The sequence below is a fragment of the Kitasatospora sp. NPDC101447 genome (assembly GCF_044767225.1).
Classification (GTDB): domain Bacteria; phylum Actinomycetota; class Actinomycetes; order Streptomycetales; family Streptomycetaceae; genus Kitasatospora.
Genome location: NZ_JBIWNL010000028.1, coordinates 99,863 through 116,452, shown reverse-complemented (window position 1 = coordinate 116,452; position 16,590 = coordinate 99,863). Strand labels below are relative to the sequence as shown.

At 76.2% G+C, this 16,590-nt stretch carries 8 protein-coding genes; 1 reads left to right on the top strand and 7 read right to left on the bottom strand.

From position 1 onward, the window contains the following. Window positions 1-126 precede the first annotated feature (126 nt). The 3 genes from ACIRST_RS30790 to ACIRST_RS30780 form a co-directional block, all read right to left on the bottom strand. Window positions 127-1,797, bottom strand: a complete 1,671-nt coding sequence (locus tag ACIRST_RS30790) for a protein kinase (RefSeq protein ID WP_402806131.1) — start codon at window positions 1,795-1,797, stop codon at window positions 127-129. Beyond that, window positions 1,794-2,504 carry a hypothetical protein gene (locus tag ACIRST_RS30785; protein WP_402806128.1) on the bottom strand — a complete coding sequence of 237 codons (711 nt, stop codon included), beginning with the start codon at window positions 2,502-2,504 and terminating at the stop codon, window positions 1,794-1,796. Before ACIRST_RS30785 ends, ACIRST_RS30790 begins: the two co-directional genes overlap by 4 nt. Before the next feature lie 181 nt (window positions 2,505-2,685). Next, a complete protein-coding gene (locus ACIRST_RS30780) occupies window positions 2,686-4,935 on the bottom strand; it encodes an N-6 DNA methylase (protein WP_402806125.1) in 2,250 nt (749 codons plus the stop codon). A 208-nt stretch (window positions 4,936-5,143) separates the two neighbouring features. On the opposite strand from ACIRST_RS30780, the gene ACIRST_RS30775 reads away from it, so the two are divergent. Beyond that, on the top strand, window positions 5,144-5,782 hold the full coding sequence (locus tag ACIRST_RS30775) for a DUF4352 domain-containing protein (RefSeq protein ID WP_350526150.1): 639 nt from the start codon (window positions 5,144-5,146) through the stop codon (window positions 5,780-5,782). A gap of 143 nt (window positions 5,783-5,925) precedes the next feature. Here ACIRST_RS30775 and mfd read toward each other — a convergent pair whose 3' ends face one another. The 4 genes from mfd to ACIRST_RS30755 all read right to left on the bottom strand — a co-directional run bounded on the left by mfd (window position 5,926) and on the right by ACIRST_RS30755 (window position 16,054). After that, window positions 5,926-9,555 carry a transcription-repair coupling factor gene (mfd, locus tag ACIRST_RS30770; protein WP_402806121.1) on the bottom strand — a complete coding sequence of 1,210 codons (3,630 nt, stop codon included), beginning with the start codon at window positions 9,553-9,555 and terminating at the stop codon, window positions 5,926-5,928. 806 nt (window positions 9,556-10,361) lie between these two features. After that, on the bottom strand, window positions 10,362-11,909 hold the full coding sequence (locus ACIRST_RS30765; RefSeq protein ID WP_402806118.1) for a hypothetical protein: 1,548 nt from the start codon (window positions 11,907-11,909) through the stop codon (window positions 10,362-10,364). A gap of 265 nt (window positions 11,910-12,174) precedes the next feature. Further along, window positions 12,175-14,976: an SUKH-4 family immunity protein gene (locus tag ACIRST_RS30760; RefSeq protein WP_402806115.1), complete on the bottom strand. Its 2,802-nt coding sequence runs from the start codon at window positions 14,974-14,976 to the stop codon at window positions 12,175-12,177. A 76-nt stretch (window positions 14,977-15,052) separates the two neighbouring features. Further along, a complete protein-coding gene (locus ACIRST_RS30755) occupies window positions 15,053-16,054 on the bottom strand; it encodes an SMI1/KNR4 family protein (protein ID WP_350526146.1) in 1,002 nt (333 codons plus the stop codon). Window positions 16,055-16,590: the final 536 nt, after the last annotated feature.

Below are 16,590 nucleotides of genomic sequence, written 5' to 3'. Positions count from 1 at the left end.
TCAGCCGGACGGGCGTAGGCCACCCGGCCCACGCCCGCCAACAAGATCAACACCTAGTCCAAACGGGTGCCGTACACCTAGATCGTGATAGTCCCGAGGGTGGAGGGGAACCGGCCCGCCGGCGTTCTATGACCGGCCTGTGGGTGGGGGCCAGGGGGTGGGGTGGGGGTTGAGGGTGGAGAGGGATTGGCGGAGGCGGCGGACGGCGGGGTGGTGGGGGCCGTCGCGGCGTTCGCGGTCGAGGAGGAGAGGGAGCAGCCACTGCCAGGCGTTCTGCGGGTCGCCGGTGGCCGCGAGGTGGAGGCCGATGCGTTCGCGCAGGTCGTAGGTCCGCTCGGGGTCGGTGTCGAGGCCGGATTCGAGGCGGGCGGTGTGGGCGGTGAGGAGGGCCTGGTACTCGGCGAGGGCTTCGGCGCCGTGGCCGAGGTGTTCGAGGCAGATCGCGGCACGGTAGCGGTGGTCGAGGCCTTGGGGGCCGTGCGGGCCGCCGTCGGCGGTGGCGGCCAGGCGGCGGTACTCGGGGAGGGCCTGCCGGGAGTGGCCCTCGTGGAGGAGGGTGCGGGCGTAGATGGTGCGGATGGTGCGGACCAGGGGTGCGGCGTCACCGAGTTCGGCCTCGGCGCGGGGCAGCAGGCCGGCGGCGAGGTCGAGGACCTCGGTGTGACGGCCGGCGTCGACGAGGTCCGAGAGACGGGCGCACTGGGCACCCAGGTCGGGGAGCGACGGCGGCGGAGTGGCGGGAGCGGGCGGAACCACCGGAGCCGCCGGTACGGGAGGAACGGACGGGACGGGCGTGCGCAGGAACGGGCTCGGTTCCGGGCGGACCGGCGGCTCCGGGGCGACGGCGGCGGGTTGCGGTTGGTGCGGGAACCGGTACGGCCGTACGGGGTCGGGCAGCGGCGTGTAGCGGGGCTGCGGGGTGCCCGTGGCCGGGGGCAGCAGCGGGAGCAGCCGCCCGTACACGGTCTGGGCGTCGGCGGGGCGGTCGGCGGGCTGGTTGGCGAGGAGGTCGAGGACCAGCCGCTCCAGTCCGTGCGGCACGTCGGGGCGCAACTCCCGCAGCGGGACGGGCGGTTCGTCGACGTGTCGGCGCAGGACGCCGAGCGCGGTGGGCGCCCGGAACGGCTCCTCGCCGGCGAGCATCTCGTGCAGCAGGCAGCCCAGCGCGTAGAGGTCGCTGCGCGGGTCGGTGGTGGCGGCGAGGGCCTGTTCGGGGGCCATGTAGGAGGGGCTGCCGACGGGCACGCCGGTGAGGGTGAGGCGGGTGGCCTCGGTGTCGAGGGCGGTGGCGATGCCGAGGTCGAGCAGGACGGTGCGGCCGTCCTCGCGGACCATGACGTTGCTGGGCTTGAGGTCGCGGTGGACCACCGGGATGGCGTGGACGGCGGCCAGCGCGGTGCAGAGCTGGGCGGCGACGGCCACGGCGCGCTCGATGGGGAAGGGCGCGTCCTCGGCGATGAGGTCGGCCAGGCTGACACCCGGGATGCGCTGCATGACGAGGTAGAGCTCGCCCTCGTCCTCGCCCGCGTCGAAGACGGTGACCAGTCCGGGGTGGTCGAGCGCCGCCGTGACCCGGCACTCGCGCAGGAACCGGCGGCGCAACTCGTCGCCGTGGCTGCCGCGTTCGCCGCCGGTACGGCCGGTGCCGCCGGGGAGCAGGTGCTCGGGGCGGAGCAGCTTGACCGCGACCGCGCGGTGCAGGCGCTCGTCCCGGCCGGCCCAGACCTGGCCCATGCCGCCGTGGCCGATCTTCTCGGTGAGCCGGTAGCGGTCGGCGATCAGCCGGGTGGTGGTCACGGCTGGTCCTTGCGGGCCTGCCGGCGCAGCAACTCGCCGAGCTCGCGCAGGTCGTGGGCGGTCCCGGGGGCCGGGGTGGCGGGCGCGGAGGGAGCCGGGGGCGCGGTGGGAGCGGCCGGTGCGGGAGCGGCGGCCGGCGCGGGTGCGCCGTACCCGGGCACGGTCGCCGCGTACGGCGGGGCGGGCGGCGAGCCGTACGGCGCGGGGTAGGGCGCAGCGGCCGGTGCCGCGTACGGTGCTGCCGCCTGCGGCGCGGGCCGGCCGGACTCCCACACCGCGCGGCGGTCCATCAGCAGGAAGTGCACCGTGGGCGCCAGCCACAGCACGACCAGGGTGATCTGGCCGGTGGTGTCGGCGGTCGGGTCCTGGAGGCTGCCGGCGATTCCGGCGGAGACCATCAGGGTCAGCAGCAGCGCGCAGAACACCACGGCGCCGACGATGTCGTACGCCCGTCTGCGCCGGACCGCCAGCACCAGCGAGGGGACGACGCCGAGCAGGCCGACCGTCAGCAGCGGGGCCAGCGCGCACGCGACCCGCACGGGCGTCCCGAATCGGCCGGGCACCGGAGCCCGGCCGGCACCCGGCCCCGCGCCCGCCGGCGGAACCGCGCCCGTCACCGGAGCCGTGCCCGGCCCGTACGGCGCGCCCGGCCCGTACGGCGTGCCGCCGGGCGGCGGTCCGAACTGCCCCGGGTACTGCCCTGACATGCGCGCTCCTGAGCTGGTGAGGACCGGTGGCGGTGCGAACGGTCCAGCACACCGTACCGTCCGGCCCGGTCGGCCCGGAGGCCTTCCGTCCGCTCGGTGCCGCATCGGTATCGCGCCGGTACCGCCCCGCTACTGGGCCGCCACCCGGCCGACGGCGGACCGCCGCTGAGCCTGCGTCACCTCAGTCGGTCGGCGGCGCCAGGGTGCCCGTCGCCAGTGCGTCCGTCGCGCCCTGGACCAGGGTGCGTCCGAGGGCGGCGGCCTGGGCGAGAGCGGTGTCGAAGGCGGCGAGGCCGGCGAAGGCGGCGCCGAGCCGCCGCTGGGCGGAGAGCGGGAGGCGGGGCAGCTCGACCCGGCGGATGTCGAGGCGGGCGGTGGTGGTGGCGTGGCTGGCGGCGCGCCGGGTGCCGGCGGTGGAACGGAAGTGGCCGGCCAGGAACTCGGGGTCGAGGGCGGCCGGGTCGGGCCGCAGCAGGTGGAGTTGGCGTCCGAGGGCGGCGCCGACCAACGGGCCCTCGGCGGGGACGACGCGGGCGGTGCCGCCGCCGAGGGCGGGGACGAGGACGTCGCCGGGCCGGGTGCGGACGTCCCCGGCGGGGCCGGTTCCGGTGGCGAGGACGGCGCTGGGCGCGGCGCCGGTGGCGAGGTCCTGGTCGGTGACGACGAGGGTGCCGCCCGCTGCCTCACCGGCCGCTCCCGTACGGCCCGCGCCCGCCCCCGCCCCCGCCGAGCCGGTCCCGGTCCCGGTCCCGGTCCCGGAGGAGTACACCTCCAACGCACCGCTGCGGACCAGTTCGCCGACGGTGACCACGCCGACGGACCCGGCGCCGGAATCGACCCCCGCCGCGAACGCCGGAGCGGCCCCCGCCGCGACGCCCGCTTGCCCACCCGGCTGCGGCAGCAGCGCAACCGGGTCGGCCAGGCCGGCCAGGAGCTCGGCCAACCGGCCGGCGACGTGGGAGAGTTCGGCCGCGCCGCCGAGCGGGGCCGCGGGCGGGACGTGCCGGGCCGGGGAGAGGTCGGTCTCGTCGTCGAGCAGGTCGATGGCGGCCACGGCCCGGTGGACGCCGGGGCGGTCGGCCGGGACCGGCAGGCCCTCACGGGCTGCCAGGTCGAAGCTGCGCCAGGCGCCCAGGACGGTGCGGCGCAGCTCGGGCCAGTCGACCTTGTCCCGCCCGCCCTCGGCGGCGGGCGCCGCCGCGGCCCCGCCGGCGAGCGCCGCCTTGGTGGAGTGCGCCGCCCCGGCGTCGAGCAGCAGCACCTGGCGGAAGTCGTCCCCCGGCCGGGGCGCGCGCAGCACCCACAGGTGCAGCGGGACGCCGTACGGCGGGGCGGCGCCGGCGGGCAGCGCGATGACGGCGCGCAGCGCGCCGGAGCGGAGCAGTTCGGCACGGACGCGGCGGCCGGAGCGGCGGGTGGCGACGGTCGGCGGCAGCAGGAGCGCGGCCAGACCGCCGGGGCGGGTGTGGGCGAGACAGTGCAGCACCCAGGCGAGTTCGGACTCGCCGCGCGGCGGCACGAGCCCGCCGGGCCAGCGGGCGTCGAACTGCAACTCGTCGTGGCCCCAGTCGCGTTCGTTGTACGGGGGCTGGCAGAGCACGGCCTCGAAGGTGTCGCCGGGGTAGCCGTCGGCCCGCAGGGCGTCGCCGGTGCGCAGTTCCAGCGGGAGCGGGCCGGGTTCGTCGCCGGGGGTGTGCAGGGCGAGCCGTAGCCGGGTGAGGGCCGCGGCGACCGGGTCGGCGTCCTGGCCGTAGCGGGCGGTGGTCGGCGGGTGTGCGAGCAGGACGGCGCCGAGGCCGACGGCCGGGTCGAGCACGGTGGCGGGGACGCCGGCGACGGCGGCGAGCAGTTCGGCGGCCTCCGGCGGGGTGGGGCTGAGCTGCCGGGTGTTGGCCTCGGCGTGACGGGTGAGCAGCTGCTCGTACGCGCCGGCCGGGCCGGCGTCGGCGGCGAGCGCGGCGAGCCGTCGGGCGAGGTCCAGTTGGGTGCTGCCGAGCAGGCCGGGGAGGCCCAGGAGGCGGGCGCCCGCCGGGCCGAAGGTGTGAACGGAGGTGTCGGCCACGGCCCGGGGCAGCGCGAGGGCGAGCCGGGTGTCGGGCTGGTCGGCGAGCTCGGCCCAGCGCGCGGGCGCCCGGTGCAGCAGCAGGAGCAGTGCGCCCGCCTCGACCAGCGGGGCGGCGGGGTGGCCGGCCGGGTCGCGGAGGGTGTCGACGAGCTGCCACACCTGCTCCAGCAGCGGGAGTTCGGCGATCTTGCCCTGGGCGCGCAGCCAGGAGTCCACGTCGGCGAGCGCGAAGGTCGGGCTGGCGTCGGTGCCGCCGACCGGGCGGGGGAAGTCGGGGTGGCGCCTCCGCCAGTTGCTGACCGCGGCCCGGCCGACGCCGGCCAGCCGGGCGATCTCGACGGCGGTGACTTCGGGGCGGTCCGGCACGGGGGCCTCCTTCGGTGGGGGCTGTGGCCACACAGCGGGGCTCTGTGACCACACAGCATAGCGATGCGCCTCACGATCAGAGTTCACATGTGAACAGAGGTCTTTCGTGAATCATCGTTGACAGGGTTCACAGTCGAGTGGTGTGATTTCTCCGTCGCCACCGACCGGGGGCGACACGGGGAAGACCACCGATCACCGGGAGACACCCATGTCCACGACCGCCCGCCGCACCGCCGTCCGCCGCTCCACCACCCGCCGCGCCGCCGCTCTGCTGCTGGGCGCCGCACTGGTGACGCTCTCCGCGACGGCGTGCAACTCCACCGGCGGCTCCTCCGTCTCGACCGAGGCGAAGCAGACCGCAGCCGCCCCCGCCGCCGGCACCGACGTCGCGAAGCCGGCCGAGAGCAAGCCGGCCGACACCGCCAAGGCCCCCGCCAAGGTCGGCGACACCATCGCGCTCAAGGGCAACGACCCGGCCGACACCGCCGACGTGACGCTGGTGAAGGTGGTCGACAACGCCGAGGGGGCGGACGAGTTCACCCACCCGGCCGACGGCAAGCGCTTCGTGGCGATCCAGTTCCGGATCAAGGCGAGCGGCAAGAAGGCCTACAGCGACGCGCCGGGCAACAGCGCCAAGGTGGTCGACGCCCAGGGCCAGGCCTTCGGCACGACGATCGCGGACACCAAGGCCGGCCCGAGCTTCCAGGTCCCCGCGAACATCGCCCCCGGTGAGAGCGCCCTCGGCTTCGTCACCTTCGAGGTGCCGAAGGACGCCAAGCTCGACAAGGCCCAGTTCGGCCTGGACAGCGGCTTCGCCCCGCAGACCGGCCAGTGGAAGCTCGGCTGACGGCCCTGTTCACAGCCGTCGGAGCCGCACAGCCGTCGGAGCCGGACAGTCGTCGGAGCCGCACAGCCGTCGGGGCCGCAGAACGCGCAACGGCGGCCCCGGGCCGAAGCCCGAGACCGCCGTGGACACCCCTGGGGGCGGTGCTACTTCTTCGCCCCCGCCAGATCGTCGAACATGGCCGACAGGAACTCCCGGCACCAGCCCAGCAGTTCCCGGCCGACCAGCGGCTTGCCGCCGATCCGCCCGGTGCTCGGCCGGGGCACCAGCAGCTGCTGGGCCGCCGCCTTGACCTGGCTGCGCGGGTAGAGCCGGTTCAGCCGCAGCTGCTGGGACTCCCGCAGCTCCACCGGCCCGAAGCGGACGTTGGAGCCCTGCAGGGTGATGTCCGAGATGCCGCACCGCCGGGCGTACAGCCGCAGCGCCGCGACCAGCAGCAGGTTCTCCACCGGCTCGGGCAGCTTGCCGTAGCGGTCCACGAGTTCGTCCCGGACCTGCTTGATGTCGTCCTCGGAGTTGACCGCCGCGATCGAGCGGTACGCCTGCAGCCGCAGCCGCTCGCCGGGCGCGTAGTCGTGCGGCACGTGCGCGTCGACCGGCAGCTCGATCTTCACCTCCAGCGGCTCCTCCTCCGGCTCGCCGCCACTCGCCAGCGACTCGCGGAACTCGGCCACCGCCTCCCCGACCATCCGCATGTAGAGGTCGAAGCCGACGCCCGCGATGTGCCCGGACTGCTCGCCGCCGAGCAGGTTCCCGGCGCCGCGGATCTCCAGGTCCTTCATCGCGACGTACATGCCGGCGCCCATCTCGGTGTGCTGGGCGATGGTGGCCAGGCGCTCGTGCGCGGTCTCGGTGAGCGGCTTCTCCGGCGGGTACAGCATGTACGCGTAGCCGCGCTCGCGACCGCGCCCCACCCGGCCGCGCAGCTGGTGCAGCTGGGAGAGGCCGAAGGTGTCGCCGCGCTCGACGATCAGGGTGTTGGCGTTGGAGATGTCGATGCCGGACTCCACGATCGTGGTCGACACCAGGACGTCGAACTCCTTCTCCCAGAAGTCGACGACGACCTTCTCCAGCGCGGTCTCCCCCATCTGTCCGTGCGCGGTGGCGATCCGCGCCTCGGGCACCAGGTCCTTCAGCCGGGCGGCCGCCTTGTCGATCGACTCCACCCGGTTGTGGATGTAGAACACCTGGCCCTCGCGCAGGAGTTCACGCCGGATCGCGGCCGAGATCTGCTTCTCGTCGTACGGCCCGACGAAGGTCAGCACCGGGTGCCGCTCCTCCGGCGGGGTGGTGATGGTGGACATCTCGCGGATGCCGGTGACCGCCATCTCCAGGGTGCGCGGGATCGGGGTCGCGGACATGGTGAGCACGTCCACGTTGGCCCGCAGCTTCTTCAGCTGCTCCTTGTGCTCGACGCCGAAGCGCTGCTCCTCGTCGACGATGACCAGGCCGAGGTCCTTGAACCTGGTCTCGGAGGAGAACAGCCGGTGGGTGCCGATGACGACGTCCACCGAGCCCTCGAACAGCCCCTCCAGCACGGCCTTGGCCTCGCTGTCGGTCTGGAAGCGGGACAGCGCCTTCACCGTCACCGGGAAGTTGGCGTACCGCTCGGCGAAGGTCGAGAAGTGCTGCTGCACCAGCAGCGTGGTCGGCACCAGCACCGCCACCTGCTTGCCGTCCTGGACCGCCTTGAACGCGGCCCGCACGGCGATCTCGGTCTTGCCGTAGCCGACGTCGCCGCAGATCAGCCGGTCCATCGGGACGGACTTCTCCATGTCGGACTTGACCTCGGCGATGGTGGTCAGCTGGTCCGGGGTCTCCGCGTACGGGAACGCGTCCTCCAGCTCCCGCTGCCACGGGGTGTCCGGGCCGAAGGTGTGGCCGGGGGCGGCCATCCGCGCCGAGTACAGCTTGATCAGGTCGGCGGCGATCTCCTTGACCGCCTTCTTGGCCCGCTGCTTGGTCTTCGCCCAGTCCGCGCCGCCGAGCCGGTGCAGCGTCGGGGCCTCGCCGCCGACGTACTTGGTGACCTGGTCGAGCTGGTCGGTCGGCACGAACAGCCGGTCGCCGGGGTGGCCGCGCTTGGCCGGGGCGTACTCCAGCACCAGGTACTCGCGGGTGGCGCCCTGGACGGTGCGCTGCACCATCTCGACGTACTTGCCGACGCCGTGCGCCTCGTGGACGACGTAGTCGCCGGCGGCGAGCGCCAGCGGGTCGATCGCGTTGCGGCGGCGCGAGGGCATCCGGCGCATGTCCTTGGTGGAGGACTTCTGGCCGGACAGGTCGGTCTCGGTGATGACGGTGAGCTTCAGCTTCTCGTCCACGAAGCCGTGTTCGATCGAGCCGCAGGACACGTGGACGACGTCCCGGGTGGGCGCCTCGGCGAGGTCGGCGACCAGCCGGGCCGGGATGCCCTCGTTGCCCAGCACCTCGGCGAGGCGGGAGGCGGGCCCGTGCCCCTCGGTCACCATGACGACCCGCCAGTCGGCGGCCAGCCGCTCCTTGGCGTCGGCGATCGCCCGCGCGGTGTCGCCCCGGTAGGCCTCGACGGCGTGCATGCCGAGGGTCAGCGTGTTGGCGTCGAACTCCAGGATGCCGTCGACGGCCGACTCGCTGGTCGCGAACGGGCTGACGGACCACCAGGGCAGCCCGATCTCGGCGGCGTGCTCGCGCACCTCGGCGAGCGAGCGCAGCGAGGCGGCGGAGACGTCGATCGCCTCCAGGTCGATCGGCCGGTCCCCGCCGGCCGCGGCCGCGACCCAGGAGGCGTGCAGGAACTCCTGGCTGGTCGCCACCAGGTCGGCGGCCCGGGTGCGGACCCGCTCGGGGTCGCAGACCACCGCGACCGAGCCGAGCGGCAGCACGTCGACCAGCAGCTCCATGTCGTCCACCAGCACCGGCGCCAGCGACTCCATGCCCTCGACCGCGATGCCCTCGGCGATCTTGTCCAGGATCTCGGCCAGTCCGGGGTGCTCGGCGGACAGCTCGGCGGCCCGCGCCCGCACCTCGTCGGTGAGCAGCAGCTCACGGCAGGGCGGCGCCCACAGGCCGTGCTCGGCGATCTCCAGCGAGCGCTGGTCGGCGACCTTGAAGTACCGGATCTCCTCGACCTCGTCGCCCCAGAACTCCACCCGCAGGGGATGTTCCTCGGTCGGCGGGAAGACGTCCAGGATGCCGCCGCGGACGGCGAACTCACCGCGCTTCTCGACCAGTTCGACCCGGGCGTAGGCGGCTGCGGCGAGCCGGCGGGCCACCTCCTCCAGGTCGTGCGACTCCCCCCGCCGGACGGCCACCGGCTCCAGCTCGGCCAGGCCCTTGACCTGCGGCTGCAGGACCGAGCGGACCGGGGCGACGATCACCTGCACCGGCCCGGCCGCCGGGTCGTCCGCCCGCGGGTGGACGATGCGGCGCAGCACGGCCAGCCGGCGGCCCACGGTGTCCGAGCGGGGCGACAGCCGCTCGTGCGGCAGCGTCTCCCAGGCGGGGAACTCGGCGACCGCGTCGGCGGGCAGCAGCGAACGCAGCGAGGCGGCCAGGTCCTCGGCCTCCCGGCCGGTGGCGGTGACGGCGAGCACCGGACGGCCCCGGTCCCCGGCGGCCTGCCCGGCGAGCGCCCGGGCCAGTGCGGCGATGGCGAACGGCCGGGCGGCGGGCGGTCCGACCAGGTCCAGGTGGCGGCGTCCGCCGGCCGCGGCTCCGGTGGCGGTGGCCGCCTCGATCGCCTCGGCGAGCGCCGCGTCCCGCGCGACGACATCGAGCAGTCCGGTCAGGCTCATCTGGGGTCTCTTCTTCGTCCCGTGGCTGGAGCTGCCCCCGGGCGACGAGGGCCCGCCAGGGCAACACGAACGACCCGGCACGCCGAGCGGCCGGGGGTCTCCAGACTACGCCGCGGCAGGGACACGCACGCGGCGTACCGCCCCGGCGGGGCCGGGCGGGGACGAACCGCCGCCCGGCCCCCTTCCTCCGGCCCGGGCGCCGCCCTCCTCCGACCGGCCGCGGCCCACCCCCGGCGAGAGCGCGTCCGGGGACGAACCACTGGACGGAACACCGGCCGGAACGCCGGACCGGCGGGTGGACGAACCAGCCGGACACCGCGCCCCACCGGCCACGGCCATCCGCCACGAACTGGACATACTCCGGTCACTGGCCGTCCATGGAGATCGCGCACCATGGTGAACGTGCCCGCCGCACCCAACCGTGGGGGATGGCTGTGGCGGCACTGTCGCACCCCCGATGGGGGTCGGAGGTGCGAGGCCGGGCGACCCTGGGTGGGGGCGCCCGCCCAAGCGCCGGGAACCGTGGCGCCCTTTCCTGGAGGGCGCCACGGGTCTCGGCCTACTTCGTTTCCCCGGCCGGCGCGCGGTTCGCCGCACCGGACGGCCACCACTGTGGGCCACCGATGCCGGCCACCGTTGCGGGCCGCCACTGCCGATCACCGATGCGGGCCGACCGCACGGCGGAGGCCCCGACCGCCCGGCAGGAGGCGGTCGGGGCCCGGGACGGGACACTCACCCGGCCGCTCGCGGGCGGGGCGAGCCGGACGGCACCGTGGCGCGCAGCCGCCGGAGGACCCGGCGTACCGTCAACGGCGCCGGTAGCTCACGGTGTTGGGGGTCGCGTAGCCGCTGCCGTCGTCGACGATGATGATCTTCGGGACGATCCGGGTCTCCTCCTCCGGCTGCCACGGGGCACCGGCTCCGGCCTTCCCTTCCGTACCGCCGTCCCCGTCGACCGCCGCGTCAGCCGTCGCTTCGGACGGCGAGGCGGACGGCGCTTCGGACGGCGAGGCGGGCTGCGACGCGGCCTGCGGGGACGGCGGCGACGCGGGCTTCGGCGGGACGGCGGCCGGAGTGACCGGACCGGTCACCACGGCCTCGGCGGACGCCTTGGCGGCGCCCCCGCCGACCACCGGCGAGCGCAGCGCCGTCGTCGCCTTCTCCGCCGCCGTGCCCGTGCCCGCACCCACGGCCCGCAGGGCGGTCGGCGCCTGCCCGGAGGTCGAGGCCTTCCGCAGGTTCGTCACCGGGATCTCCCCGGTGTCCGCCTCCGAGTCCACCGGCCCGGCATCGGCGACCGCGTCCGTCGGAGCCGGAGCCGGAGCGGAGTCCGGTGCCGACCCCGGAGCGGACGCCGACCCCGGAGCGGGCGCTGGTGCCGACGCCGGGGCCGGGGCCACAGCCGGGACAGGAGTCGCGGGCGCCGCAGGCCCCGCGGGAGCCGCCGCAGCGGCGGCCACCGCCTCGGGCTCGATCTGGCCGACCGCCGCCCCGGTGAGCGAGGCCAGCGTGGCCTTGATGTGGTCCAGGTGCTGCTGCACCGTGTCCAGCCGGGTGTCGAACTCGCGCTGCTCGCGCTCGCTCGCCGCGTTGATCTTCTCGGCCTCCCGGCGGGCCTGCTCGATCAGCTGGTCGGCCTTGGCCTGGGCGTCCGTCTCCTGCTGCTTGATCCGGTTCAGCACGGTCTCCCGGTGCTGCTCCGCCTCCTTGACCCGGCGCTCGGCGGTCGAGGAGACCTCCGCCTCCTCGGCGTCGGCCTCGGCCTGGGCGGCGGCGAAGGTCTCGTCGGCCTTGCGGCGCCGGGCGGCCAGCTCGGCCTCCGCCTGCTCGCTGGCCTCGGCGGCGGCGACCCGCACCTTGGCGGCGTAGGCGGTGGCGGAGTCCCGGGCGGCGCGGCTCTCCCGGTCGGACTCCGAGCGGATGCCCTCGGCCTCGGCTCGGGTGCGCTCGTCGGTGCGGCGGGCGGCCGCGTCGGCCTCGGTGCGGGTGGTGGTGGCGTACTCCTTGGCCTCCCGGTCGAGCGTCTGCCCGGCCTCGTAGACCTCGTCGCGCAGGTCCTCGGCGAAGCGCTCCGCCTTCTCCCGGACGGCGCGCGCCTCGTTCCCGGCCATCACGGCCAGTCCGGCGGCCTGCTCGCTGAGCACCTGGTAGTCGGGCTCCGGAGCCTCCTCGGCGGTCCGGCGGATGTCCTCCAGCCGGGCCTCCATCTGCCGGATCCCGGCACCCAGGACGCTGAGCCGTTCCCACGCCTCGTCGCGCTGCGCGGTGAGCGCGACGAGCGCTCGCTCGACCTGCTCGGGCGCGTAGCCGCGCCGTGCCTGGGTGAAGCCGTACTGGGGGACGGCGTCGCTCATGGGCTCTTCCCCTCGTTCGCGGGCTGCGGAGCCCATGATCGGACGGAACGGCCGGATCCGGAACCGGTTCGGTGCCCGGGGCCGGATTCGGTCGTCGTGCGGACCGGAATACGTCGAGGACCGGACGAATAGATCCATCCTCTTGACCTATTTTGCGCAGATCCGGGCGAAACCCCAACGAGGCACAGCCACGGCGGCACGCCGGAGGGGCCGTCCCGGACACCGGAACGACCCCTCCCCACCTGCGAGGATCCGCGACGGTCCGCTACAGCAGACCGTCCCAGAACTGCTCCAGCAGCACGGCCCACCACGTGTCCGCGTTCTGCAGGGCCGCCGGGTCGATCGCGGCGAGCTGGGCCTGGAAGTCGGTCGTCCAGCGACCGGCCTGGTCCGGCGTCAGCCCGTACCGCAGCCGCCACATCCGGCCCAGCAGGGCCAGCGCGCGGACGAACTCCGGTACACCGCTGTTGACGAACCGGGGCGGCTGGCCGGTTCCATCGACGTCCACCGCGACCACGTTCGCCGTGCCGTACTGGACGCAGAGCTGGCGGCCGTAGTCGTTGCCGAGCACCAGGTAGCCGCCGAAGTCCGGGCCCCCGGCCAGGCCGCGCTCGGCGGCCAGCTCGGCGAGCGTCGGGATCGGCCGGCCCTCCTGCGCCTGCGCCCAGAAGAACGGCCCGAAGTCGCGCGGCAGCCCGGCCCACATCAGGCTCTGGGACACCGGCTCGGGCACGCCCTGACGGGAGACGGCCCGCTGCTCGTAGCGGAACACGTTCTGCCCGAAGGCGGCGCCGACCTCCTGGGCCAGCTGCTGCGGCGGGAGCGGCGGCAGCGCCTGGACCGTCCCGGGCGCGGGCGGCGGCACCCGGAACGGGCGGACCCGCTGGGCACCGGAAGCCAGCTGGTGCAGCTCGTCCAGGTGGTCGAGCAGCTCGGCCATCCCCGCCTGCCGGGACGCGTGGTCGCGGCCGTACGGGGCGGTGTGGGTGAGCCGGACGTTCGGCCAGGACGCGGCGATCATGCGGTTGCAGTACCCGCCGGGCAGGTCGCACGACTCCAGCTCGGTGTAGAGCTCCAGCACCTGCTCCGGCGGCACGTTGAGCCGGCGCAGGTCCTGCAGGATCTTCCACTCCGGGTGCGGGGTGCCGGGCTCGCTGCGGTGCAGCAGCTTCTGCTCCGAACCGTCCGGGCCCCGGTAGCTGAGCGCGGCGAAGTAGCCCGGGCCGACCGCGGGCACCCCGGGGGGCACCGGCGCGGCCTGCGGCGAGCCGGTCACCGCCGCCGGGGGGACGACCCCGGCGGCGCCGCCCGCGTTCGGGTAGCCGTAGCCGGCCGCGGGCGTGGCCGGGGCCGCCGGACCGCCGGGCGGCGGCGGGACGGCGGGGCCGCCGGACGGCGGGGTGCCCGGGTCCGCCGGGCCGGCGCCCAGCAGGGCCGGGTCGATCGCGCTCGCCAGCTGGGTCGCCTCGTACGCCACCCCGGCCGAGGGCGTGCCACCGGCCGGAGTGCCCTGGGGCGCCGGGGCACCGCCGCGCAGCCCCGCCGGGGGCGGGGGCGGCGGGGCGGAACCGGCCCCGCGACCGCCGGGGGCGCCGGCGGGCGTGCCGGAGCCCGCGGTGTGCTTCAGCCCGGCGGGCGGGGGCGGCGGCGGGGCGGAGCCGCCGCTGCGGCCCAGTGCACCGGGGGCGGCGCCCGCACCGGGCGAACCGGCGGGGCCACCGCGCAGCGCGGCCGGCGGGGGCGGCGGCGGGGCCGAGCCCGGCGCGCGGCCGAGCCCGCCCTGCGGCGCGCCGGCGGCGGGCGTCCCGGTGGGCGGGGTGCCCGGGGCGCCGGGCAGGCCGGCGAGGCCGGGGGCTCCCCCGGGCGGGGCCAGCATCGTCGGCGCGTGCTCCACCGGCGCGCCCGGCGGGGTGCCCGGGACGCCGGCCGGGGCGCCCGGCAGGCCGGCGAGGCCGGGGGCTCCCCCGGGCGGGGCCAGCATCGTCGGCGCCTGCTCCACCGGGGCGCCGGGCGGGGTCGCCGGCGCACCGGGCAGGCCCATCAGCCCGGGCATGGCGTCCGGCGGCGCGAGCAGCGTCGGCGCCGGTTCGGCAGCCGGGGCCGGGGCGGGTGCCTGGGTCGGCGGTGCGGCCGGGGGCTGGGCCGCCGGCGGCTGGGCGCCGGACGGCGGGACCGGGGGCATGCCGTAGCCGCCGCTCGCCGGCGGCATCAGCATGGTCGCGGCCTCGGCACCCGGCGCGGGCGCGTCGGGCAGGTCCGAGCCGGTGGTCCGCAGTCCGTCGGGCATCAGGACGGTCGCGGCCTCGGCACCGGCCGGAGGCGCGGGCGGTCCGGCCGGCGGTCCGGCGGGCGGTCCGGCCGGAGCGGCGGTCGGCGGGACGGGCATGGCGGCCTGCGGCTGCGGCGCGGCGCCCGGCCCGTCGAAGCCCGGCGGCGGGGCGAGCATGGTCGGCGCGTCCCCGGCGGGCCGGTCGGAGACCGGCGGCTCGGTCAGGACGGCGGGCGCGGGCGGCACCGGCGGAGCGAACGGCTCCTCGACCGGCACCGGAGCGGGCGCAGGCGTCGGCGCAGGCGCGGCAGCGGCAGTGGGCGCAGGCGCGCCGGCCTGCGGGGCGGCCGGACCGCCCGCCAGCCGCTCCGCCTCCGCCGCGATCGCCGCGGCCCCCGCCTCCTGCAGCCACTGCGGCGGGCTGAGCAGGAAGGACGTCGCCTCCACCGGCCCGGGCGCGGGCTTCGCCGCCCCCGCCGGGTTGGCCGCGACCGGCCGCCCGTAGATCTCCTCGTACTGCCGGACCACCTCGTTGACGGGCAGCGCCGGCCAGAGCGTGCTGGCGCCCGTGTCCCGGGCGATCACCAGCCGCGCCTCGCCCGAGCCACCGCCCGGAGCGACCGAGCCGTCCGGCCCCACGGCCCCGGCCGCGTTCCCGGTGCCGTCCCCGGGCGGCATCGCCCAGCAGACGAAGCCCAGGTCGAACTCCCGGACCCGCACCTCACGCTGTTGCGAGCGCGGCACCCCGCCGTTGATCCACTCCTCGGCGAGCTCCTGCGCCTGCGCGTACGTCACCACGCCCGGTTCACCCCTGTCCGCATCCTCGTCGTCCCCCGTTCCACCAGCACCACCACGTCCACCGCGATCCCGTGCATCAGCCCACCGGGACGGCCCGGGCGAACCCGCCGTCCACCATCAGCTCCGCGACCGTCTCCAGCTCCGGCGGGCTGCCCGCCAACCGCAGCAGGAAGGCGTCGAAGTCCTCGCCGCAGGGCAGCAGCAGTCGGGCGCAGCGGTCCTCCGGGGCCTCCGGGCCACCGGAGTCGCGGGCGTCGTCGTACAGGTGGAACCAGACCGAGCCGGTCCGCTCGCCGCGCACCTTGAGCGCGACGAGGCCGCCCTGCGCGTAGGCGACCGCCAGGTAGTCCTTGGTGAGGTGGTCGCGCAGGCACTTGTTGGCGTACACGACGTCATCGGTGCCGTACTCCTCGGTCAGCGTCAGGAACGGCTGGTCGAGCAGCAGGCCGAGGTCGGTGTCCAGCGCCACGCCGACGGGGGCGCGGCCACCGCCCAGCTTGAGGAAGGTGCGGTAGGCGCCGGGCAGCCGGTAGCCGAGGCGCTCCTCGGCGCGCTGAACCAGGTCCTCGGGGACGCCGATCGGGTCGCCGCCGTCCTTGGCCAGCGAGAAGTGGACCGGCCGGCGCTCCTGCAGCGGGCGGGTGCCGCGCCGGGTGTGGTCGGCGGCGGAGGTGGCCAGGCCGCCGTGGTGCCGCAGCAGTGCCTTGACCTCGACCGGGACGAGCTCCATCCGCCGCCAGCCGGGGGCGGCGCGGCCGACCGCGTGGTGCCAGGTCCAGCCGGGCGGGGTGGCCACGGCGGTCTCCAGGTCGGCCCAGAGCGGGTGGCCCTGGGTGTAGAGCGCGGCATTGGCCGAGACGTAGTCGGTCAGCCGCAGTTCGTCCACGCCGAAGCCTTCCGGCGGGTCGGCGACCTCGGCCGCGGCGGCGGCGTACGGGCCGAAGTCCGGGTAGCCGTACTCGTCCACGCTGACCCCGGCGGGGTGCCGCTCGGCACGGACCGGATCCGGGAACTGCACCACCTGACCTGCGTACGCCGCGTTCGGTGCGGCGGCGACGCCGGGCCGACCTGTCGTCATCTGGGAGCCCCCACTGGCTGCTGCAAATACTCGGTGCTTGCTGGCACCAGCCTAGGGGGTCCCCTCAAGGCCCGGACCCCCGCCTTTGGACAACCCCCGCCCCCGGGGACCGCCCCGCCGACCGCTCGCGTCGGCCGCCCCGGCCGTGCCCGGTGGGGTGCGGCCCCGACACCCGACCCCGACACCCGGCCCCGACCCCCGACCCTGACGCCCGGCCCCGCGCCGCGGCCTCAACACCCGCTGCGGGCACCGGAGTCGGCCCCGCCGGAAGCCTCCCTGATCGCCGGTCGCACCCGCCCGGCCCGCCGCCGGAACGGTAGCGGCCGCCGCCCCGGCCGGTGACCTTTTCGGTGAATCGGCGGACAAGTCATGACGAGGGGGTGCGCATTCGGCCAGCATCGGGGAACGGCCCGCGCGGTCCGCCCGGTATCCGCCGCGCCCGCACCCCGGTTGTACGGATGTCGGTGTCGTTTGACAGGCTTGCCCAGGACCGGCCGGGCCACCCCGGCCGACGGCCGGGTAACGAGGAGGAGGAC